This is a genomic window from Novosphingobium sp., from assembly GCF_041915465.1.
Taxonomy (GTDB): Bacteria; Pseudomonadota; Alphaproteobacteria; order Sphingomonadales; family Sphingomonadaceae; genus Novosphingobium.
Window position 1 is genome coordinate 1 of the sequence record NZ_JAYSBK010000054.1, and the last position, 19955, is coordinate 19955.

At 65.8% G+C, this 19955-nt stretch carries 21 protein-coding genes; 10 read left to right on the forward strand and 11 right to left on the reverse strand.

Annotated features, from left to right (window positions below):
- The coding region (locus ACE3SN_RS10470) for an NADH:flavin oxidoreductase (protein WP_374529807.1) at window positions 1-976 on the forward strand (976 nt) is incomplete at its 5' end.
- A 3-nt stretch (window positions 977-979) separates the two neighbouring features.
- Here ACE3SN_RS10470 and ACE3SN_RS10475 read toward each other — a convergent pair.
- Window positions 980-3091, reverse strand: a complete 2112-nt coding sequence (locus tag ACE3SN_RS10475; protein WP_374529809.1) for a TonB-dependent receptor — start codon at window positions 3089-3091, stop codon at window positions 980-982.
- Between the two features lie 135 nt (window positions 3092-3226).
- Between ACE3SN_RS10475 and ACE3SN_RS10480 the strand changes: the two genes are divergently transcribed.
- Window positions 3227-3571, forward strand: a complete 345-nt coding sequence (locus ACE3SN_RS10480) for an arsenate reductase family protein (protein WP_374529811.1) — start codon at window positions 3227-3229, stop codon at window positions 3569-3571.
- 27 nt (window positions 3572-3598) lie between these two features.
- Here the strand turns inward: ACE3SN_RS10480 and ACE3SN_RS10485 are convergent, their stop codons facing one another.
- Window positions 3599-4936, reverse strand: a complete 1338-nt coding sequence (locus tag ACE3SN_RS10485) for an MFS transporter (protein WP_374529813.1) — start codon at window positions 4934-4936, stop codon at window positions 3599-3601.
- A gap of 98 nt (window positions 4937-5034) precedes the next feature.
- Between ACE3SN_RS10485 and ACE3SN_RS10490 the strand changes: the two genes are divergently transcribed.
- On the forward strand, window positions 5035-5661 hold the full coding sequence (locus ACE3SN_RS10490) for a class I SAM-dependent methyltransferase (RefSeq protein ID WP_374529815.1): 627 nt from the start codon (window positions 5035-5037) through the stop codon (window positions 5659-5661).
- Window positions 5662-5710: 49 nt separating this feature from the next.
- Here the strand turns inward: ACE3SN_RS10490 and ACE3SN_RS10495 are convergent, their stop codons facing one another.
- Both ACE3SN_RS10495 and ACE3SN_RS10500 read right to left on the reverse strand, forming a co-directional pair.
- Window positions 5711-6544 (reverse strand): hypothetical protein, encoded by an 834-nt coding sequence (locus ACE3SN_RS10495; RefSeq protein ID WP_374529817.1) that lies wholly within the window; start codon window positions 6542-6544, stop codon window positions 5711-5713.
- Window positions 6545-6592: 48 nt separating this feature from the next.
- Entirely contained in the window at window positions 6593-7414 is an 822-nt protein-coding gene (locus ACE3SN_RS10500) for a hypothetical protein (RefSeq protein WP_374529819.1), read from the reverse strand.
- A gap of 63 nt (window positions 7415-7477) precedes the next feature.
- Here ACE3SN_RS10500 and lipB point away from each other — a divergent pair, with 63 nt between their 5' ends.
- Both lipB and ACE3SN_RS10510 read left to right on the forward strand, forming a co-directional pair.
- Window positions 7478-8143, forward strand: a complete 666-nt coding sequence (lipB, locus tag ACE3SN_RS10505; protein WP_374529821.1) for a lipoyl(octanoyl) transferase LipB — start codon at window positions 7478-7480, stop codon at window positions 8141-8143.
- A gap of 9 nt (window positions 8144-8152) precedes the next feature.
- On the forward strand, window positions 8153-8434 hold the full coding sequence (locus tag ACE3SN_RS10510) for a hypothetical protein (RefSeq protein ID WP_374529822.1): 282 nt from the start codon (window positions 8153-8155) through the stop codon (window positions 8432-8434).
- A gap of 2 nt (window positions 8435-8436) precedes the next feature.
- On the opposite strand, the gene ACE3SN_RS10515 is transcribed toward ACE3SN_RS10510, so the two are convergent.
- Both ACE3SN_RS10515 and ACE3SN_RS10520 read right to left on the reverse strand, forming a co-directional pair.
- Entirely contained in the window at window positions 8437-9321 is an 885-nt protein-coding gene (locus ACE3SN_RS10515) for a CoA ester lyase (protein ID WP_374529824.1), read from the reverse strand.
- A gap of 16 nt (window positions 9322-9337) precedes the next feature.
- Window positions 9338-10429, reverse strand: coding sequence for an alkene reductase (locus ACE3SN_RS10520; RefSeq protein ID WP_374529826.1), 1092 nt, complete (start codon window positions 10427-10429; stop codon window positions 9338-9340).
- A gap of 68 nt (window positions 10430-10497) precedes the next feature.
- On the opposite strand from ACE3SN_RS10520, the gene ACE3SN_RS10525 reads away from it, so the two are divergent.
- From ACE3SN_RS10525 to ACE3SN_RS10535, 3 genes are read left to right on the forward strand one after another with little or no spacing between them, the layout of a single operon-like run.
- Entirely contained in the window at window positions 10498-11388 is an 891-nt protein-coding gene (locus tag ACE3SN_RS10525) for a DMT family transporter (protein WP_374529828.1), read from the forward strand.
- Window positions 11389-11436: 48 nt separating this feature from the next.
- Window positions 11437-13257 (forward strand): DUF885 domain-containing protein, encoded by a 1821-nt coding sequence (locus ACE3SN_RS10530; RefSeq protein WP_374529830.1) that lies wholly within the window; start codon window positions 11437-11439, stop codon window positions 13255-13257.
- A gap of 44 nt (window positions 13258-13301) precedes the next feature.
- Complete coding sequence (locus ACE3SN_RS10535; protein WP_374529832.1) at window positions 13302-14081, forward strand: universal stress protein; 780 nt, start codon at window positions 13302-13304, stop codon at window positions 14079-14081.
- Between the two features lie 19 nt (window positions 14082-14100).
- Here ACE3SN_RS10535 and nadA read toward each other — a convergent pair whose 3' ends face one another.
- The 3 genes from nadA to ACE3SN_RS10550 all read right to left on the reverse strand — a co-directional run bounded on the left by nadA (window position 14101) and on the right by ACE3SN_RS10550 (window position 16961).
- Window positions 14101-15087, reverse strand: a complete 987-nt coding sequence (nadA, locus tag ACE3SN_RS10540; RefSeq protein ID WP_374529834.1) for a quinolinate synthase NadA — start codon at window positions 15085-15087, stop codon at window positions 14101-14103.
- Window positions 15088-15153: 66 nt separating this feature from the next.
- Complete coding sequence (locus tag ACE3SN_RS10545) at window positions 15154-15885, reverse strand: hypothetical protein (protein WP_374529835.1); 732 nt, start codon at window positions 15883-15885, stop codon at window positions 15154-15156.
- Window positions 15886-16049: 164 nt separating this feature from the next.
- Window positions 16050-16961 carry an MBL fold metallo-hydrolase gene (locus tag ACE3SN_RS10550; protein WP_374529837.1) on the reverse strand — a complete coding sequence of 304 codons (912 nt, stop codon included), beginning with the start codon at window positions 16959-16961 and terminating at the stop codon, window positions 16050-16052.
- A gap of 82 nt (window positions 16962-17043) precedes the next feature.
- Between ACE3SN_RS10550 and ACE3SN_RS10555 the strand changes: the two genes are divergently transcribed.
- Window positions 17044-18516, forward strand: coding sequence for a glycerol kinase (locus tag ACE3SN_RS10555; RefSeq protein ID WP_374529839.1), 1473 nt, complete (start codon window positions 17044-17046; stop codon window positions 18514-18516).
- Here ACE3SN_RS10555 and ACE3SN_RS10560 read toward each other — a convergent pair.
- Together ACE3SN_RS10560 and ACE3SN_RS10565 are read right to left on the reverse strand one after the other, a co-directional pair.
- Window positions 18513-18977, reverse strand: coding sequence for a DUF1465 family protein (locus ACE3SN_RS10560; RefSeq protein ID WP_374529841.1), 465 nt, complete (start codon window positions 18975-18977; stop codon window positions 18513-18515). The genes ACE3SN_RS10555 and ACE3SN_RS10560 overlap by 4 nt on opposite strands.
- A 138-nt stretch (window positions 18978-19115) precedes the next feature.
- Complete coding sequence (locus ACE3SN_RS10565; protein WP_374529843.1) at window positions 19116-19313, reverse strand: YdcH family protein; 198 nt, start codon at window positions 19311-19313, stop codon at window positions 19116-19118.
- A 205-nt stretch (window positions 19314-19518) separates the two neighbouring features.
- On the opposite strand from ACE3SN_RS10565, the gene ACE3SN_RS10570 reads away from it, so the two are divergent.
- Window positions 19519-19674 (forward strand): YdcH family protein, encoded by a 156-nt coding sequence (locus ACE3SN_RS10570; RefSeq protein WP_374529844.1) that lies wholly within the window; start codon window positions 19519-19521, stop codon window positions 19672-19674.
- The last annotated feature ends 281 nt before the right edge of the window (window positions 19675-19955 follow it).

Below are 19955 nucleotides of genomic sequence, written 5' to 3' on the forward strand. Positions count from 1 at the left end.
GATCAGCCATGCCGGGCGCCAGACGATGAAGCCGGTCAATGCGCATCCCAAAGCCCCCTCGGCGGTCAAGCTGGGCCTGCCCGGCGGCCAGTTCGGCGAGCCGGTGGCCCTGACCGAGGCGGAAATCGCCGAACTGATCCGCCGCTTCGCACAGGCCGCCGCAACCTGCGAGGAAGGCGGGTTCGACGGGGTGCAGGTCCACGCCGCGCACGGCTATCTGATCTCGCAGTTCCTCAGTCCGCGCGCCAACCAGCGCAGCGACCTGTGGGGCGGCAGCCTTGAAAACCGCGCGCGCTTCCTGCTCGAAGTGGTGAGGGCCACGCGCGCGGCAGTGAAGCCCGGCTTTGCCGTGACGGTTAAGCTCAACAGCGCGGACTTCCAGAAAGGCGGCTTCGCCTTTGAAGACAGCCTGCAGGTGGCGGGCTGGCTGGAAGAGGCGGGGGTTGACCTGATCGAGATTTCGGGCGGCACCTATGAACAACCGCGCCTGCTCGGGATCGAGGGGATGGAGCCGGTCGAACAGCCGGGTGTCGCCGCCTCAACCCTGGCGCGGGAGGCCTATTTCGTCGATTTCGCGCAGGCTATGAAAAGTGCGCTGAAAGTGCCGTTGATGGTCACCGGGGGCTTCCGTTCGCGCGCCGCCATGGAGGAGGCACTTGCCCAGGACGCGGCCGACGTGATCGGGCTGGGCCGTCCGCTCTGCGTCGAGCCGGACGGTGCGGCGCGGCTGCTGGCAGGGGCCGAGGGCTTGCCGCGCGCGGAAAAGGGGCTGGCGCTGTTCCCCGCTGCGCTCTCGTTCCTGACCAGGTTCAAGGCGCTACGCGCGATCGACAGCTTCGCCGCGCAGTACTGGTTCTATTGCCAGATCTACGCCCTTGGCCGGACAGGTGCGACCGATCCGGACAAGAGCGTGTTCTCCTCGCTGCTCGAGGTTGAGCGCACGCACAAGGCCTGGCTCAAGGCACGTCGGGGCTAGGGCTTAACACTTCACGCGCAGGGTGAAGCGCGCGTTGATCGGTTCGCCCGTGGCGATGTTGTTGTCGGTGTGGGCGCTGGCGAAATAGCGCGCGTCGGTGACGTTCTCGACGTTGAGCTGCAGGCCCACGCGGTCGCTGATGTCGTAATAGACCGCCGCATCGACGCGCGTGAAGCCAGGCAGGCGCACCGCGTTGCTGATCGTCGCGTACTGGCTCGACTGGTGGATCACGCCAAGGCCAAAGCCCAGCTTGTTCGACGGGTTGTAGCGCGTCCAGGCGGCGAACTGGTGCTCGGGCAGCTTGTCGAGCTTGCGCCCGGCGGGGGCGGACGTGGTGGAAGTGCGGATTTCGCCTTCCTGGTGCGTATAGCCCAGGCTGATTTGCCAGTCCGGGGTGATCTGGCCGGCCAGCCCCGCCTCAAAGCCGCGCACGCGGTTGGAGCCGGTTAGCACGACGAAGCCGGTGACCGGATCGTTCGCGCGGGTGTTGGTGCGATCGACCTGGAAGGCGGCGGCATTGAACGACAGGCCGGGGCGGATGTCCCACTTCACCCCCACTTCAAGGTTGCGAAACGCTTCGGGTTCAAGCGCCTGGTAGCTCGCGTCGAGGGTGGAGAACTGATCGCCCGATTGCGGCAGGAAGCTCTTGGCGAAGCTGCCATAGATCGAGACATTGGCGCGCGGCTTCACGATTACGCCCAGGCGCGGCGAAACCATCGTGTCCTTGCGACCGGTCCGGACCGTGGTCAGCAGATTGGTGGCATTGATGTCGAAGCTGTCCCAGCGCACCCCGGCGATGACTTGCAGGAAGGGGGCGAGTTCGATCTGGTCCTGCAGGTAGGCCGATTGGCTCGTCACCTTGGCATGGGTGTTGCTGGCCAGCGCGCTCCAGGTGATGGCCGGCAGGGTCAGCGTTTCGGCCAATGCCACCGTGGCTGAAGTCGCGGTGCCGCTGCCGCTCGTTGCGAAGAGTGCGGTGATGCGGTCGGTAGTGGTCGTCTGGTCGCTGATCTCGAAGCCCGCGAGGATTGTGTGGCCGATCGAACCGGTCTGGCCCTTCCACACCAGGTTGGCCTGCCCGATCCAGTTGTCGCGTACCGTGCCGCTGCCATAGCCGGTCAGGGTGACCGTAGAGGCGGTGGCGGCGGACGGCAGGATGTTGGCGTAGAACTTGTCGTAGTGGGCATATTCGCCCGAGACGCTCAGCGTCAGTTCCGAATTGATCTCGTGGTCCACCCGCGCGCGGGCGATGTGGGCATCGACACGGCTGCGGTTTTCGGTGGCGCTGCCGAAGAAGGTGTCTTCATAGCCGGTGATCGGGGCGCCGTTCAGCGAGGGCACGCCGCGATCGGTGACGCGTGCATCGTGGTCGTATTCATAGGCGAGCGTTACCGTGGTCGCATCGCCAAGGTTAGCGGTCAGCGTGGGCGCGATGCCGACGAAGTGGCCATCATAGACGTCGCGGTGGTTGGCAAATTCCTCGTAGGTGCCGTTGAGGCGCAGCGCGACGTTGCCGGACAGGGGTTGGTTGACGTCGGCCGCCAGCGACCAGGCGCCCCAGGTGTCGATCCCGGCCGAGGCCGAGCCCTTGGCCGCCGAAGGGTTGGCCACCTTGGAGACGCGGTTGATGATCCCGCCGCCGCCGCCCCGGCCGAACAGCAGGGCATTGGCGCCCTTGAGCACTTCGACGCGCTCGACGTTGTAGAGCGGACGGTAATACTGGGCGTCGTCGCGCAGCCCGTCGAGGAAGAAGTCCGCAGTCGAGCTTTGGCCGCGCAGCACCACCTGGTCGCGGTGCCCTTCGCCCTGGCCGAGCGTTACGCCCGGAACATAGCGCAGCGCATCGCCAAGCTGTTCGACCGCCTGATCGTCCAGCTGCTCGCGCTGGAGCACGGCGATCGACTGCGGCGTGTCGAGCAGAGGGGTGCCGGTCTTCGTGCTGACCGGCTCCTCGATCCGATAGCTTTCGCCGGTAACAACGATCGGAGCGGCATTGTCGGCCCCGGCATCGTCCGCTGCCCCGGCATCGCCAGTCGCGGCAAATGCGGCGCAAGGCAGGGCCAGCGCGGCAATCGCGACGGAGAGGCTAAGGTGGCGAAGGACGATCGAGGACATTTTGGCTCCCTGTATTGCGAACGATTCTCAATAACAAGAAATGCCGCTAATGCGAATCGTTCGCATTGACAAGGATCAAATTGCGAGGCCCGGAAATTTTTCATAGAGGCTCGGCAAAATGCGAAAGGACCACCCATGAAGGCGACGATCTGGCACAATCCGGCTTGCGGGACTTCGCGCAAGACGCTGGCGATCCTTGAGGACACGCCGGGGGTGGAGGTCAGCGTGGTCGAATACCTGGTGTCGCCGCCCAGCGCCGAAAAGCTCGCCCAGCTCTATCGCGATGCCGGGATGACCCCGCAGCAGGGCCTGCGTCTGCGCGGAACCGACGCCGAGGAGCGCGGCCTGCCGGGCGCCGACGATGCGACCGTGCTCGCGGCGATGACCGCCGAACCGAAGCTGATCGAACGCCCGCTGGTCGAAACCGACAAGGGGGTGCGGCTATGCCGTCCGCAGGACAAGGTTCACGAGATTCTCTGACCGGCTCTACGCTCAGCGGCTGGCAGTTTAACGCTCGCCGGTCAGGGCACTGTCGCTCTGCATTGCGCGCCAGCTGACCAGGATTACCGAGAGGCAGAGCAGCTCGATCGCGGCAAAGCCAATCCACGGTGAATGACCATAGAGCCAGACGCCGATGGCCGGTGCGAAGATATAGGCCGCGCCGTTGACCGAGGCGACGATGCCAGCCGACTGGCCCTGCTCCGCCCGGCTTACTGCCAGCGATGCGCCTGCCGTGAAGCCGGGCCGGAACAGGCCGAAGCCCATCGACAGCAGCGCGACGCTGACGGCAATCGCATGCTCGCTTTGTGCGAACGAGAGGAAGGCCGCGCCCGCAGCGCCAAGCGCGATGCCCCACAGGCACGAGGCGCGCGGGCCGAGCCGCAACATCGGGATCAGCCCCCATTGCGCCAGCAGCGTCGCGAGAGCGCCCGTCATCAGCACCCGTCCGGTCGGCCCCGCGCCCAGTTCGGGCGTTGCCCGCAGGCCAAGCCGATCGAGCACGAGGAAGCCGACGATCCCCATCGCCGCCGCCTGGGCGTGACCCCCGAGCAGGCCAGCAAGCAGCCACGGCCGCATGCGCAGATCACTCCAGGCCAGCTTGCCGGCCGGGGCCAAATCCTCGTCCTCGTCCTCAGCCTCGTGCATGCGCGAGTTGGAATTGGCGCTGAACGGGGCGGCCACGACATCGCCGCGCCCGGCAAAGGCCGGGGTGTCGTCGGGCAGGCGCAACCGCAGCGCAATCAGCACGATCAGCGCAATCAGGGTGAAGGCCATGAACGGACTGATCAGCCCGAGGCCGGGTACGATCAGCAACGGCGCAAGGGCCGGACCCAGCACCGTGCCGAGGCCGAAGCTGGACGAAATCAGCGAAAGCGACTGGGTACGCTCCGCCCGGCTGGTGCGGGCCGCGACATAGGCCTGCACCGCCGGCGGCGCGGCAGAACCGAAGCCGCCGTAAAGCGACCGGCAGGCGGCGAACAGCAGCAGCGTGCCGAGCCCGCCCAGAAAGCCGTTGATCCCCAGCCACAGCGACAGGCCGCAGAGGCCAAAGCTGGAAATGAAGCCCATCAGTCCGATCGCCATCATCGCCTTGCGGCCGCGCTTGTCCGACCGGCGCGCCCACATCGGCGCGCACAGCATCCACAGCAAGGCCGACCAAGTATAGGCCAGGCTGATCCAGAAATCCTGAACTTTCAGGGCCGTTCCGATCGCCGGCATGACCGATTGCATCGCGGTATTTCCGGCTGCCGTGACCAGCACGACCATGAACAACAGCACCAGCCGACCACGCGGCAAGGTGGCCGTTGTCCCCTCAGCTTGAAGTTGCGGATTGCTACCTGTCATCGTTTCGTCGCTAGCCGCGTCCAATGCGCCTTGCAATGGCCGGTCAAATTTGCAAACGCCGTCAATGTCATTCCCAGCGACAGGACTTTTGATCCAGCATGACGACTTCCGAGCTTGCCCGAGAGGCCTTGCCAGGGCGGGTAGCGCGCCGTTTCAAGCGAATGCTGGGTCCCTGGGGGGTATTCCTCGAAGGTTTCCTGCGGCACCCGGTGATGGTCGGCTCGATCATCCCGTCCTCGCGCTTTACCATCGACAAGATGCTTGGCCCGGTGAACTGGGACGAATGCAAGTTGTTCGTCGAATATGGTCCCGGCGTGGGCACGTTCTGCCAACCCGTTCTCGACCGCCTGCCGCGCGATGGCATGCTGATCGTGATCGACACCAATCCGCTGTTTATTGACTATCTCAAGGCCACCATCAGCGACAGCCGGTTCGTGCCGGTGCTGGGCTCGGCGGCCGATGTTGAAGCGATCATCAAGACGCACGGTTTCGATCACGCCGATTACGTGCTGTCTGGCTTGCCGTTTTCGACCCTGCCCGAAGGAGTCGGCCCGGCAATTGCCGCGGCGACCCACAAGGTCCTTCGCAAAGGGGGCGCGTTCCTGGTCTACCAGTTCACGCCCAAGGCGCGGGACTTCATGGCCAAGCACTTCACCCATATCGACCAGGGTCTGGAACTGATCAACGTTCCGCCCTGCGTGCTTTTCTGGGGCTGGAAGGAATAAGGGAACCGGCCGCAAGGCAGGTTCCCGTTTCCCGCATAATCCGCAACGATCAGGCGAAAGCGTTGGCCATCGTCTCGCTCGACGTGCCTGCCAGCTGCCGGTGGATCGCCGCCGACAGCGCGGTCAGGTACAGCTGTAGCACGATCCCGAACACCACCATGCCCAGGGCCATCGTGATCAGCGATCCGAACGGGGGTACCATCCCCGCGCGAGGAATCCCGATCAGCGCCAGAAAGCTGGCCACCAGGACCACGAACATCGCCGCGAAGACGAGCAGGTAGAGAGCGAAGATCTTGAGCGTCGCCCCGCTGGTCAACGTCCACGATCGCCCGAGCAGCCGGAAGGGATTGCGCACTTCGTCGATCGCGGCGATCGGCAGGATCAGGCTGAACTTCGTGAGCAGATAGACGAAGACCGCCGCGATCACGATCGAGATCAACAGCATCATCCAGGGATCGGACGAGGCCATTGCCATGCCGCTGATGACCAGCATCATCACCAGGCTCACCGCGATCATGCCAAGCATGAGGAGCAACCACGCGCCGACCAGGCTGGGCATCGCCCGCACTCCAGCGCCAAGCGCGGTGCCGACAGTGTGGCTCACCCGGTCTGAACAAAGCGCGCAGATGGCGGCATAGCCGGTAACGCTGATGGCGAAGTTCGCGGCATAGACGAGGAACAGCCCGGCCCCCATCGAGTTCATCATCATCTGCTCGCCGGCTGCCGGATTTGACAGGACCGTGCCCATCATCCCGCCGAAATAGGTACCCATCATCAGCCAGCTGAGCACCATCGCTATGACGGATACGGCCAGCATCGCGCCAAACCGCGCGGAAACCAATTCAAACGCCTGCGAAAAGGCGCGCCTGATACTGAACGACATCGGCTCTCCCCCCTTGGATCATTCGCCAATGCCTTGATGCTGCGCGCTTTATAGCGCCTTGTCTACCCGCGTCCCGACTTCGCCCGCGGCAAGCTGGCGGTGGATCGCCGCAAGGACCGCCGCCAGGTAGACACTCATCACCGCACTGATCCCGCTATCGGCAAGGGCCATCAGCAGGTCGGTCGCCTCGGCGCTCAGCGCCAGGGTGAACACGATTTTCAGCCCGGCAAGCAGCAGGATACTCGACAACAGGAAGGCGACGAAGATCAGCCCATAGAACAGCATCAGCCGCCCGCCATTGCCCCGGCTCAGCATGTAGGCGCGGCGCAGCGCGACAAGCGGATTTGCAACGCGGTCGACCACCACCACCGGCATCAGCGGCAGGGTGCGGGCAAGGCCATAGAACAGCACAGTCAGCCCGGCCGCCATACCAAGGAAGCCAATGCCGGGTGATCCCGTCAGCGCCGCGATGTTGAGCGGCAGTCCTGCCACGAACGACAGTGCGAAGAACAGCATCACCATCGCCGCGCCCACCGTCCCGGTCCGGCCCAGCCCGGTTCGGATTGCCTCGGCCACGGTCGGGCGGCGCGGGTCGGTGATCAGGGCAATCATCGCCAGAGTGCCGATCAGGTGCAACACCGCCATGACCAACAGGTATGGCCAGCTATGCTCGAAATAGGCGCCATAGGCGGCCAGCACCTGCTCGGGCCTGGCCTCGTTGCCCAGGGGGACCTGCAGCGGGGCAGTGAAGACCTGCACCGCGAACGACGGCAGCAGGATGAACACGCCCGTGATCGCCAGCAGCATGTCGCGATTGGCGGCCACCTTGGCGGTCGCTTCTTTCCACGCTTCGTTGCTGTCAAATTGCATTGGCGGTTCCCGTTGGTCTCTTGGCGCTTGATAACCGCAGCGAATGTCGCCACGCAACGCGCGATGAATAGCGTCCTGCCAGAGTCCATCGAACTGCGCCAGTCGCCAGATCCGGTGCCCTATCGCGTCGCGCTGGAAGAAATGACCGCGCGCAATGCCGCGATCGCCGCGGGCGAGGCGCGCGAACTGATCTGGCTGCTCGAACATCCCCCCGTCTATACCGCCGGGACGAGCGCCGACCGCGCCGAACTGCTCGATCCGCGGTTCGAAGTGGTCGAGGCCGGGCGCGGCGGGCGTTACACCTATCACGGGCCGGGGCAGCGGGTCGGTTATGTCCTGCTCGACCTGAAGCGCCGGGCGCGCGATGTGCGCGGCTTCGTCCATGCGCTCGAAGGCTGGGTGATCGCGACCCTGGCCGATTTCTGGGTCGAAAGCTGGCGCAGCGAAGGGCGGATCGGGATCTGGACCCGCGATATCGATGGGCGCGAGGCCAAGATCGGCGCGATCGGGGTGCGCATCCGCCGCTGGGTGACGATGCACGGCTTTTCGGTCAACATCGCGCCCGATCTGGCCCATTTCGGCGGGATCGTGCCCTGCGGGATCGAGGAATTCGGCGTGACCAGCCTTGCCCGGCTTGGTCATAAGGTCGATTATGCGGCGTGGGACCGGGCCTTGCTGGCGCGCGCGGGGGAATTCCTTGCGATGCTGGATAAAGCCTGTCCGAACTGAGGAAATACGATGCAGCGGATTGCCACGATTGCCGTTCTTGCCGCGCTGGGCCTGTCGCTGGGTGCCTGCAAGGGAGCGGAAAAGCAGCAGGGCGCGGGCAATGCCCAGGGCGAGATCCTGCCGGGGTCAGCCAGCGACGCGATGATCCCGATCGACACGGTCCGCTCGCAGGCACCGCTCGCGCCCAAGGCCGCCAGCCCCAACAAGGCCGATAGCAAGGCCGCCGCCAGCGAAGCCGCGCCCGAACCGGCGGCGGAACCGGCGCCCAAGGACGATATCCCGGCGCAATAGCCCTATTCGACGATCCCCAGGACGCGCTGCGCCAGCTTGAGGTGCGGGCGATCGATCATGCGCCGGTCGATCTGAAGTGCGCCGGCACTGGGATTGGCTGCAAAGGCATCGACGATCGCCCGGGCCTCGGCAATTTCCTCCTCGCTGGGCGTGAAGGCGGAGTTGATCACCTCCACCTGCGCGGGGTGGATCGCGAGCATCCCGCTGAACCCGTCGGCGCGGGCCTCTTCCGCAGCCTTCTTCAAGCCCTTGAGGTCGGCAAAGTCGGCGTGGAGCGTGTCGATCGCGATCACGCCCCTGGCATGGGCCGTGAGCAGCGTCTGGACCCGTGCAAAACGGAAGGCATCGGTCCAAACGCCGGACTTTTCGCGCTTGCGGGTCGCCCCGATCGCGGCGGAAAGGTCTTCCGCGCCCCAGGTCAGGCCGGCCAGGCGCGGCAGCGAAGCGGTTGCATAGGCCGGGATCGAAATCGCTGCACCCGCGGTCTCGCTGACCAGCGGCAGGATCCTGGTCGTGCCCGCCTGGATCCCGTTGCGCTGTTCCAGTTCGTAAAGTTCGGCTGCCAGTTGCTGGACCGATTCGGGACCGGCCGACTTGGGCAGCATGATCCCGTCCGGCGCGCCGGGCAGAATGGCCAACAGGTCGTCGCGCCACATCCGGCTGTCGAGCGCGTTGATCCGCACCCAGCGGCCCTGTTGCTTGCCCGCGGTCAGCGGTTTGCGGTGGGCCTTCAGCCAATCGCAGACCATCGCGCGCGCCGCCGGCTTGTTATCTGGCGTGACCGAATCCTCAAGGTCGAGGATCAGGACGTCCGCGCCGGTACCAACCGCCTTCGACAGCTTCTTTTCGCTGTCCCCCGGAATGAACAGCCACGAACGCACAGCCATCGCCTCGACCCTTGTCTCAAGCCGGCTGAAGCGCCGGATAATCGATATAACCCGCCTCTCCTGGCAGATACCAGCTTTGCGGGACGTTAACGTTGGGTGCCCATTCGGCGCCGTTGCGGATCCGCCAGAGGAGGTCGGGATTCGAAATGAACGGACGGCCAAAGCTGACCGCATCGCAGCGGCCCGAACTGACGTCGGCATCGGCCTGTTCGGCGGTGTAATCGCTGTTGAGCACCAGCGGCCCCTTGTAGATCGAGCGGATCAGCGCGTCCTGCATCGGCACGTCGGTGGCGCCAAAGGTGCCGTTCGGCCCCGGCTGGCGCAATTCGACAAAGCCCAGTTGCAGCTCCTGGCAGACGCGCGCCGCTTCGCCGAAGATCGCGGCCGGATCGGGATCGTCGCAGCCCTGTGTTTCGCCATTGGGCGACAGGCGGATCGAGACGCGCTCCGCACCCCAGACAGCGATCAGCCGTTCCAGTACTTCGCGCATCAGACGGGTGCGGTTCTCAACGCTGCCGCCGTAATCGTCTTCGCGCAGGTTGGTCGACTGGCGCAGGAACTGGTCGATCAGATAGCCGTTGGCGCCATGCAGCTGCACCCCGTCGAACCCGGCGGCCTTGGCCCGCGCGGCCCCGGCGGCATAGTCGTCGATCGTGCGCTTGATATCGTCGAGCGTCGCGGCGCGGGCCTGGACGTGTGGCTTGCGGCCCGTGGGCGTGTGGGCGTGATCGGGCGCGGTGGTGGCCGATGCGGAAAGCGGCGGATTGCCGCCCAGGTAGTCCGAGTGGACGATCCGGCCCATGTGCCACAGCTGCAGGACGATTCGTCCGCCCGCCTGATGGACCGCATCGGTCACCGGCTTCCAGGCCTCGGCCTGTTCGTCGGTCCAGATCCCTGGCGCGGCGTGCCAGCCGTGGCCTTCGACGCTGACGGCCGTCGCCTCGGAGATGATCAGCCCGGCCGAGGCGCGCTGGCGATAGTATTCGGCCATGCGCGAGCTGGGGACAGAGCCCGCATCGGCGCGGCCGCGCGTCAGCGGGGCCATCAGGATGCGGTTGGGGGCGGCAATCGCGCCAAGGGCAATCGGCTGGAACAGTGCTTCGTGCAAGACATCCTCCGGTGGGTAAGCAGGCGAATTTGGTTTGGTCTGTTTAACCGACCGGCTAAGGCATGGGCATGATGAATGCAACCGGGGGTGCGCATCGGGCCCCGCGCCAATGGAACCTGCTGCACTTTGCCGCGCTGATCGCGGGCAATGCCGCGCTTGCCCTGGGGCCCTATTTCGTGCGGCTGGCCGATAGCGGCCCGCTGTCCGCCGGGTTCTGGCGTCTGGCCCTCGCGGTTCCCGCGCTGGCCCTGATTTCGGTGGCGAGCGGACAGAAGCTCACGGGCTTTCGGCCGGCGGTGTGGTGGGCGATGGCGGGCGCGGGGGTGTTCTTCGCGCTCGATCTTGGCTCGTGGCACATCGGCATCGGCATGACCCGGCTGGGCAATGCCGCCTTGTTCGGCAATTCGGGCAGCCTGATCGTGATGGCTTGGGGCCTGATCGCATTGCACCGCGCGCCGCGCCGGAACGAGTGGCTGGCTTTCCTGCTCGCGATCCTGGGATCGCTGGTGCTGATGGGCCGGAGCCTCGAAATCGGGCGCGAGACGCTGGTTGGCGACCTGTTCTGCCTAACGGCGGGGCTGCTCTATGCCGGCTATATCATGCTGCTGCAGCGTCCCCGCGCGACGCTGGGCAACTGGTCGCTGCTGACCTGGTCGAGCATTGCTGGCGCCCCGGTGCTGCTGGGCCTGGCCGTCGCGATGGGCGAGCCGGTGCTGCCGACCGTGTGGTGGCCGCTGATCGCGATGGCCGTGCTCAGCCAGATCGTCGGGCAGGGACTGCTGATCTTCGCCCTGCGCCATTTCACCCCGCTGGTGTTCGGCCTTGCGCTGCTGTGCCAGCCGGTGGTGGCAGTGGCGGCGGGCTGGCTGGCCTTTGGCGAGACCCTGGGCTGGATGGACGTAACGGGCATGGTGATGGTTGCGGCAGGGCTCGCGCTCGCCCGCTCGACGCAGGACTGATCATTCGTTACGCTGCCCGGTAACGACCATTCCCAGGGGAGAAATTTCATGAAGCCCTTCGCGCTTGTTGCCGCGCTGCCGCTGGCCGCGCTGGCACTTGCCACCCTGCCGGCCGATGCGGCCAAGCCCGGCAAGCACTCCGGCCACATAACCCTCGGTGCGCCCGCCGCGCAGCAGGCCGACTTTGCCTTCAAGACGCTGGCTGACCGCGCGATCGCGTCGTTCACCCGGCTTTCCCCGGTCGATGCGACGGTGCTGGGCGAGCACCGCTATGACAGCCAGCTGACCGATGTCACCGCGACCGGTCGCGCCCAGCGCCGCGCGGAGTGGCAAGCGCTCCTCGCCGAACTGGGCCACATCGATACGGCCCGGCTCAGCCGCGAGAACCAGGTCGACTACGCAATGCTCACCAACGAGCTGCGCTATCGGCTGTGGGACGACCAGACCCTGCAAAGCTGGGCCTGGAACCCGCAGCTTTACAACGATACCGCCGCAATGGCGCTCTATGGCCTGGCCGCGCGGGATTTCGCGCCGTGGGATGTGCGCCTGAAAGCCGCGACCGCGCGGATGGAGGCGCTGCCCGCGCTGCTCCTCGCCAGCCGCAGCCAGCTCGATCCGGCGCGGGTGCCGTTGATCTATGCGCAAACGGTGTCCAAGCAGAACGGCGGGATCGTCGAGATCGCGCAAGGCATGCTTGCCCCCCACGCAGACGCGCTTGCGCCTGCCGACCGCGCCCGCTTCGACAAGGCGCTGGCTGGTCTCAAGGCGGCAGTGGCGGATCAGCAGGTCTGGATCGACACCGTGCTGGTGCCGAACGCCAAGGGCGATTTCCGCCTAGGCACGGCGCTCTATGACCAGAAGATGGCCTTTGCGCTGATGTCGAACCTGACCCGGCCCGAACTCAAGGCCCGCGCGTTGCAGGCCAAGGCCGACATTCGCGCCGAGATGTATCAGCTCTCGCGCCAGGTGCTGATCGGTCGTCCCGGCGCACCGGAAATGCCGGACAACCCCACCCCGGCGCAGCAGCAGACCGTGATCGAGGCCGCGCTGAAGCTTTCTTACGCCAAGCACCCGCCCCGCCAGCTGCTTGAACAGCGCGCCCGCGAAACGCTGGCGGATGCGACTGCCTTCGTCACCGAAAAGGGCTTTATCCGCATGCCCGATGGGCCGGTGAAGGTGATCACCATGCCCAAGTTCCAGCAGGGCAACGCGGTCGCCTACAACGACCCGCCGGGGCCGCTCGAGCGCGGGCAGCAGAACTTCTATGCCGTCAGCCCGATCCCCGATGAGTGGAGCGACGCGCAGGCGGAGAGCTTCCTCGCCGAATACAACGATTACATGATCCACGATCTTTCGATCCACGAAGCGATGCCGGGGCATTACCTTCAGCTCGACCACTCCAACCGCACGCCCGGCACGCTGCGCGCGATGCTGTGGTCGGGGCCGTTCGTCGAAGGCTGGGCGGTCTATGCCGAAGGGGTGATGAAGGATGAGGGCTATCTGAACGGCGATCCGCTGTTCCAGCTGACCGTGCTCAAGATGCGGCTGCGCTCGGTTACGAATACGCTGCTCGACATCGGCATTCACACCGAGGGCATGAGCCGCGAGGCGGCGATGGACCTGATGATGAACGGCGCCTTCCAGCAGGAGCGCGAGGCCGCCGGCAAGTGGGTCCGCGCCAGCCTGTCCTCGGTCCAGTTGTTGAGCTACTTCACCGGGTATGTCGAACACACGGCCCTGCGCGAGGAAGCACGCCAGCGCTGGGGCAAGGATTTTTCCCTGAGGCGTTACCACGACACGGTGCTGTCGTTCGGTTCGCCGCCGACGAAATTCGTGCGGGAACTGATGTTTGGTCTGCCCATCGGATAGAACTGTTCTTGCGGGAGGCGGCGCGGCTGGTTAGCGTCGGTGGCATGATCAAAGCCATCGCCCATCCGACCGATTTCTCCCCCGAAAGCATGAGCGCCTTTGCTCATGCGCTGCGCCTGGCCGTGGCCACCAAGTCGCGGCTCGACCTGCTGCATGTCAGCGGCCCCGGGCGGGGGCGCTGGCAGCAGTTCCCGCAGGTCCGCAAGCTGCTTGAGCAATGGGGCCTCTTGCCCGAAGGCGCCGATACCGGCGATGTGCTCGAACTGACCGGCGTTGCCGTGCGCAAGGTCGAAGTTGCGGACGAGGACGCGGTCGACGGGCTGACCGGTTTTCTCGATAAGCACTGTCCGGATCTTGTCGTCATGGCCAGCCACGGCCGCGCGGGTCTGGACCGGCTGGTGAAGGGGTCGGTCTCGGTCGATGTCACGCAGAGCCTGGGACTTCCCGCCCTGCTGGTCGGGCCCCGGGCACGGCCCTTCGTCAATCTGGAAACCGGTGTGATGGCGCTGGAAAAGATCCTCGTGCCGGTGGCCAGGGATCCCGATCCGGCCAAGGCGCTCACGACGCTGGACGCGCTCAATGCCTCGCTTGGCGCGGAGCTGGACTATCTGCATGTCGGCGAAGCGCCGCCCGCGGTTACCGGCGTGAGCGTGCGCACCACCGGTGGGCCGGTGGTCGATGCGATCCTGACCGAAGCCAGCCGCGCCCAGATGATCGCCATGCCCACGGCGGGCCGCAATGGCCTGCTCGATCACCTGTTCGGCAGCACGACCGAACGCGTGCTGGCCGAAGCCAACGTGCCGCTGCTGGCGCTGCCGGTCTGATCCGGGCGGGCAGGGGCGCCTAGCGCGCGCCCAGATCGCCCTTGCCGACGCTGCCCGATGCCATTTCGATCATCCGGTCGAGGCTGGCCTTGGCTTTCAGGCGCAGGCCTTCCTCGATCTCGATCCGCGGCGAAAGGTCGCGCAGGGTGGTGTAGATCTTTTCCATGGTGTTGAGCGCCATGTAGGGGCAGATGTTGCAGCTGCACTGCCCGTCCGCGCCCGGCGCGCCGATGAAGGTCTTTTCGGGCAGCGCCTTTTCCATCTGGTGGATGATGTGCGGCTCGGTCGCCACGATCAGGGTGTCGCCGGCAAATTCCTTGGCGAAATTGAGGATCCCGCTGGTCGATCCGACATAGTCGGCGTGATCGACGATCGAGGGTGGGCATTCCGGGTGCGCCGCGATCGGCGCGCCGGGGTGCTGGGCCTTGAGTTTCAGCAGCTCGGTTTCACTGAAGGCTTCGTGGACGATGCACACCCCCGGCCAGAGCAGCATTTCGCGCCCGAACTTGCGCGACAGGTAGCCGCCCAGGTGCCGGTCTGGGCCGAAGATGATCTTCTGGTCCGCCGGGATCTGGGCAAGGATCGTTTCCGCGCTCGACGAGGTGACGATCACGTCCGACAGGGCTTTCACCTCGGTCGAGCAGTTGATGTAGGTCAGCGCCATGTGATCGGGATGCGCTTCGCGGAAGGCCTTGAACTTTTCGGGCGGGCAGGCGTCTTCCAGGCTGCACCCGGCGTTGAGGTCGGGCAGCACCACGATCTTGTTCGGGGCCAGGATCTTGGCGGTTTCGGCCATGAACTTGACCCCGCAGAACAGGATCACGTCGGCATCGGTGGCGGCGGCCTTCTTCGACAGTTCCAGACTGTCGCCGATATAATCCGCCAGATCCTGAATCTCGGCCGACTGATAGTAGTGTGCGAGGATGACTACGTTCTTTTCCTTGCGCAGGCGCGCGATCTCGGCGCGGATGTCGATCCCGGCAAGGCTGGTCGGTTGGGCAGTCATGTCGCATTCCCTTGAAGCATGGGGCGGGCGCTGGTCGCGCGCCCGCCAATGCCAATATGGGGACGATCAGCCGCCGACAAGGCCTCCTGCATAGCTGACCAGCGGCAGGAAGGTGCTGAGCACCTGAATTGCGAAGCCCATCGCCAGGATTGCCGCCGCGCCGACGAAGTAGGCGGGATGCACCCGGCCACGGATCCGCATGTCTGCCACCATCGCGATGCCGATATAGCCCAGCAGGGCAAAGGCATTGTTCCACGGCGACATGTGTCCGGCGAGCACCAGGATCCGTCCCAAGGCCGGCGCGATGACCGCGATCGTGGCGCAGAGCATCAGCCTGCGGTGCCAGTCGGTCTGGCGGCGCAGCGCGATCCCGCTGGCGATCAGGGCGGCAAAGACTGCGATATTGACCCAGTCGAGCGCGAGGAACTGCGGCGGCGTGAAGAACGGCGGCGAGCGGTGCACGGCCAGCGTCACCGGGGTAAGCACCATTCCGACAAAGACCATCCAGATTGCCAGCAGGCCGCCGATCCGGCCCAGCTTGCGGTGCGCGGTAATGTTGCCGCGCAGCACCAGCCAGTTCTGGGTGAGGTAGAGCGCGATCCAGCTCATGAAGGTCATGCCGTGGACGTGGACCCACCACGGCGCGCCGAAGCTGGAAATGCCGACCACGATGAACAGGCCGAAGCCGGTCAGGACGGTCAGCGCGAGCAACACCGCCATGCCCATGAAGAAGCGCCGTTCGCGCCCTTCGATATCTGGAATTCGGGCACCCGTGTTGGTGCCGGCAAGAGTAGCCATAGAATTTCTCCCCATTCTGGCGACCCGTTATATATGTGTAATACACCTATTCGGTTTGCACGGCAAAGCCGTTTGTCGGGGCGGAATCGGCTCTCCGTCGAAGTTCGGGGCCGTATTGACGAACAGGAAGCGGCGAATTGGAAGCCGGTGGAACCTTCGCCTGCCTAGCGGGCAAGCTGCCAGTAGTCGTGCGCGTCGCAAGTGACGCGGGCCTGGTTTTCAAGGTCGATCAGGTGCGCCAGCACCGAACGCCCGGCCGCGCCGACGAGGCGCGGATCGAGGCCCTTGTACATGGCGGTGACGAAGTCCGGCACCTTTTGCGGTCCGGTTTCAAGCAGGCGCAGGATCTGCGCTTCGCGCTGGCGGCGGTGGCCGAGCATCCCGCGCACCAGCTGGCGCGGCTTGTCCACGGCGGGGCCGTGGGCGGGATAGTACCGCTTGTCCTGCTCGCGCTCGTAAAGCTTCTGCAGGCTCGCCATGTAGGCGCTCATATCGCCATCGGGGGGCGAAACCACACTGGTCGACCAAGCCATCACGTGATCGCCGGTGAACAGTGCACCGCTTTCGACCAGCGAATAGCACAGGTGGTTGCTGGTGTGCCCCGGAGTGGCGACCGCCTCGATCGTCCAGCCTTCGCCCGAAATCCGCCCTCCGTCGGCCAGCACCCGGTCGGGCGCATAGTCGGGATCGAAGGCGGCATCGGCGCGCGGACCGTTGTCGTCGATTGCCAGCGCCGCGCAGCCGATGATCGGCGCGCCCGTCGCGGCCTTCAGCGCCCTGGAGGCAGGGCTGTGATCGCGGTGGGTGTGGGTGCACATGATCGCGGCGACGCGGGCGGTGCCGATCGCTTCCAGGATGGCATCGACGTGGCCTTCGCCGTGGGTGTCGGCATGACCTGCCTCGCCGGTTCCGGCCGGACCGGGGTCGATCACTGCGACGTCCGCACCCGCGCCGACGATGTAGGTCTGCGTGCCGGTATAGGTATAGTGCGATGGATTGGGCGCAAGCACGCGGCGCACCAGCGGTTCGCACGCTTCGGACAGGCCGGTCGGCCAAGGTTCGGGCGGAATGCTCATAACTAGGGCATATGGCCTGTCGCGCCCCCCTCGCCAAGTCCCGATGGCCGCGCTAGCTTCCCGAGCAGAGGAGAGAGCCTTTATGAGCCGCGATGGCGATCTGATCCTGGTGCTCGATGCGGGCACGACATCCACCCGCGCAATGCTGCTTGCGCCCGACGGCGCCTTGCGTGCCGTGGCCCAGCGCGAATTGACGCAGTTCTATCCCGAGGCTGGCTGGGTCGAACACGACGCGGCCGAGATCTGGGACAAGACGCTGGCCTGCGCGCGTGACGTGGTGGAACAGGCGGGCGGGGCGGACGCGGTTGCCTGCATCGGCATCACCAACCAGCGCGAGACGGTAGTGGCCTGGGATCGCCAGACGCTCCGCCCGCTGCACCATGCGCTGGTCTGGCAGGATCGGCGGACGGCAGAATTCTGCGCGGCGCTCAAGAACGCGGGGCAGGAACCGGTGGTCCAGGCGGCGACCGGGCTGCTGCTCGATCCCTATTTTTCCGCCACCAAGATGCGCTGGCTGATCGACCATGTGCCTGCGGTGAAAGCCGCCGCCGCGGCGGGCCGTCTTGCGCTCGGCACGGTCGAGGACTGGCTGGTGTGCAAGCTGACCGGCGGGGCGCACCTGACCGATGCCAGCAATGCCAGCCGCACGCTGCTGCTTCCGCTGGCCGGAGTTGGCTGGGACGAGGGGCTGTGCGACCTGTTCGGCGTGCCGAGCAGCGCGCTGGGCGAAGTGACCGACAATGCCGGCGAATTCGGCCGGTCCGATCCGGAGCTGCTCGGCCGCGCGATCCCGATCACCGGGCTGGCTGGCGACCAGCAGAGCGCAACCATCGGGCAGGGCTGCCTTGCCCCCGGCGAAACCAAGGCGACTTACGGCACCGGGGCCTTCGTGCTGGCCAACATGGGCGACGCCCTGCCGCGTTCGGGCAACCGCCTGCTCGGCACGGTGCTGTGCCAGCTCGGGGGTGCGCGCACCTATGCCCTCGAAGGCTCGGTGTTCGTGGCCGGAAGCCTGGTCAAATGGCTGCGCGACAGCCTGGGGATGATCGCCAGTGCTGCGGAGACGGAGGAACTGGCCCGTTCGGTTCCCGACAGCGGCGGGGTAGTGATCGTGCCTGCGCTATCGGGGCTGGGCGCGCCGCACTGGAACCCGGCGGCGCGCGGGGTGATCACGGGCATGAGCTTTGCCACCACCCGCGCCCATGTCGCCCGCGCCGCGCTGGAAGCCATGGCGATGCAGACCGCAGACCTCGCGCGCGCCTTTGCCGCCGACGGCGCGGCCTGGACCTCGCTGCGGATCGACGGCGGGATGAGCGCCAACGACTGGATGGCGCAGGACCTTGCCAACGTGCTGGGCCTGCCGGTCGAACGGCCCGACTTTTTCGAAACGACGGCCCTGGGGGCAGCGATGCTGGCCAGCGTCGGGGCTGGGCTGCACGGCTCGCTGGAAGCAGCGGCGGGTGCGATGCGCGGGGGCGTGCGGCACTTTATGCCGGATGGCAGCAACGCAGCGGGGCGGCACGCCGCGTGGCAGCGCGCCCTGCTGGCGGTCTAGCGCGCGGGCGGCACCGCGCTTAGCCGGGCACGCAGTGCGGCGATGGCGCTGGGGGCATTGGCCTCGCGTTCGCGCCAGCCATTGTCGATCCGCTTGAGCCTGGCATGGAAGCGCTCGGTCGTCTGGATCAGGGCGCGGGTCTGTGGATCGAGCAGCGCCAGACGATGCGGGTCGCTTTCCGGGAAATCGGCCAGCTTGCCATAGCGGCGCAGCTGAAACTCGCTGAGTTCGCCGTTGAAGTAGGCGCGGTGGTTCAGCAGCCAGGCCACCGCGTGCATCATTCGCGTGGTGGTGCGCAGCGCCTCGCACGACAGGGCGATGCAGGCTTCGTCCTCCTCGCGCGCGGCGGCGTCCATGCGGCCAGACAGGGCAAAGGCCGCGCGCACTTCGTCGGACAGGACGAGCGCTTCGCAATATAGCCCTTCGATGATCCTCGGGTTTATGCTTGCCGGACTAGCCATGGCGGCTGCGATAGGCTCGCAAAAGGCCTGATGCCAATGGGGGATAGTTCAGTTTCACACACCATTTTGGAACTGTCCCGCGGGGGGACGATTTATCGCCGTGGCCCAGGCTATGCCAAACCGGCCCATTACGGGAAATTACGCAATGATATCCGGGATCAGGTAATCTTCGATCAGCGCGATCTGGTCCTTGAGCTTGAGCTTGCGCTTCTTCAGTCGCGCGATCTGCAACTGATCGCCGGCCCCCGCGCCCGTCAGAGCGTCGATTGCCGCGTCAAGGTCGCGGTGTTCGATCCGAAGCACTTCCAGCCGCTTGCGCATCTCGTCTTCAGTCACGCACGCGGCCTCCTTCTGCCAATTCCCAGCCAGGTTCGGACAACTGGACGCGGCCTGAAATCAATTTGCCGCAAGTGCCTACTCAGGTGCTTCGCAAGATAGGCTTAATATGCTTGGATGACAATCGTGAGTGACCCGCCGGATACCGAGTCGGGACCCGGTCGGATCCTTGCAGCCCTGGGGGCTAAACGAAGGAGAATCCCCGATGGAACAATCGCATGTCAGCGCCTTGCAGCTCAAGCACGCCGGTTTGGAACGGCAAATCCACGAAGAAATGAGCCGCCCGCTGCCTGACCTCGCGATGATCCAGGCTCTCAAGAAGCGAAAGCTCAGGATCAAGGAGGAGCTCAGTCACTTCTGAGCGTTCTGCCTGCCGCACCCGGCCGATTGCCGGGCTGCGGCAGACATTTTGATCTCGAGGAGGGACTCGCGCGTTTCCAAGGCGACCCGTTTGGGCTAGTCTCACACCGATATGTCTGCAAACGCCGCCGTTTCCGCCGCCCGCATGATCCTCACAAGCCTGCACGACGTGATGGCGTCGCGCAGTCATGCCCAGGCCAAGCTGAACACCGTCGTCGATGTGATAGCGGAGGGTCTGAACAGCGAAGTCTGCTCGATCTACCTGCTGCGCGAAGGCATGCT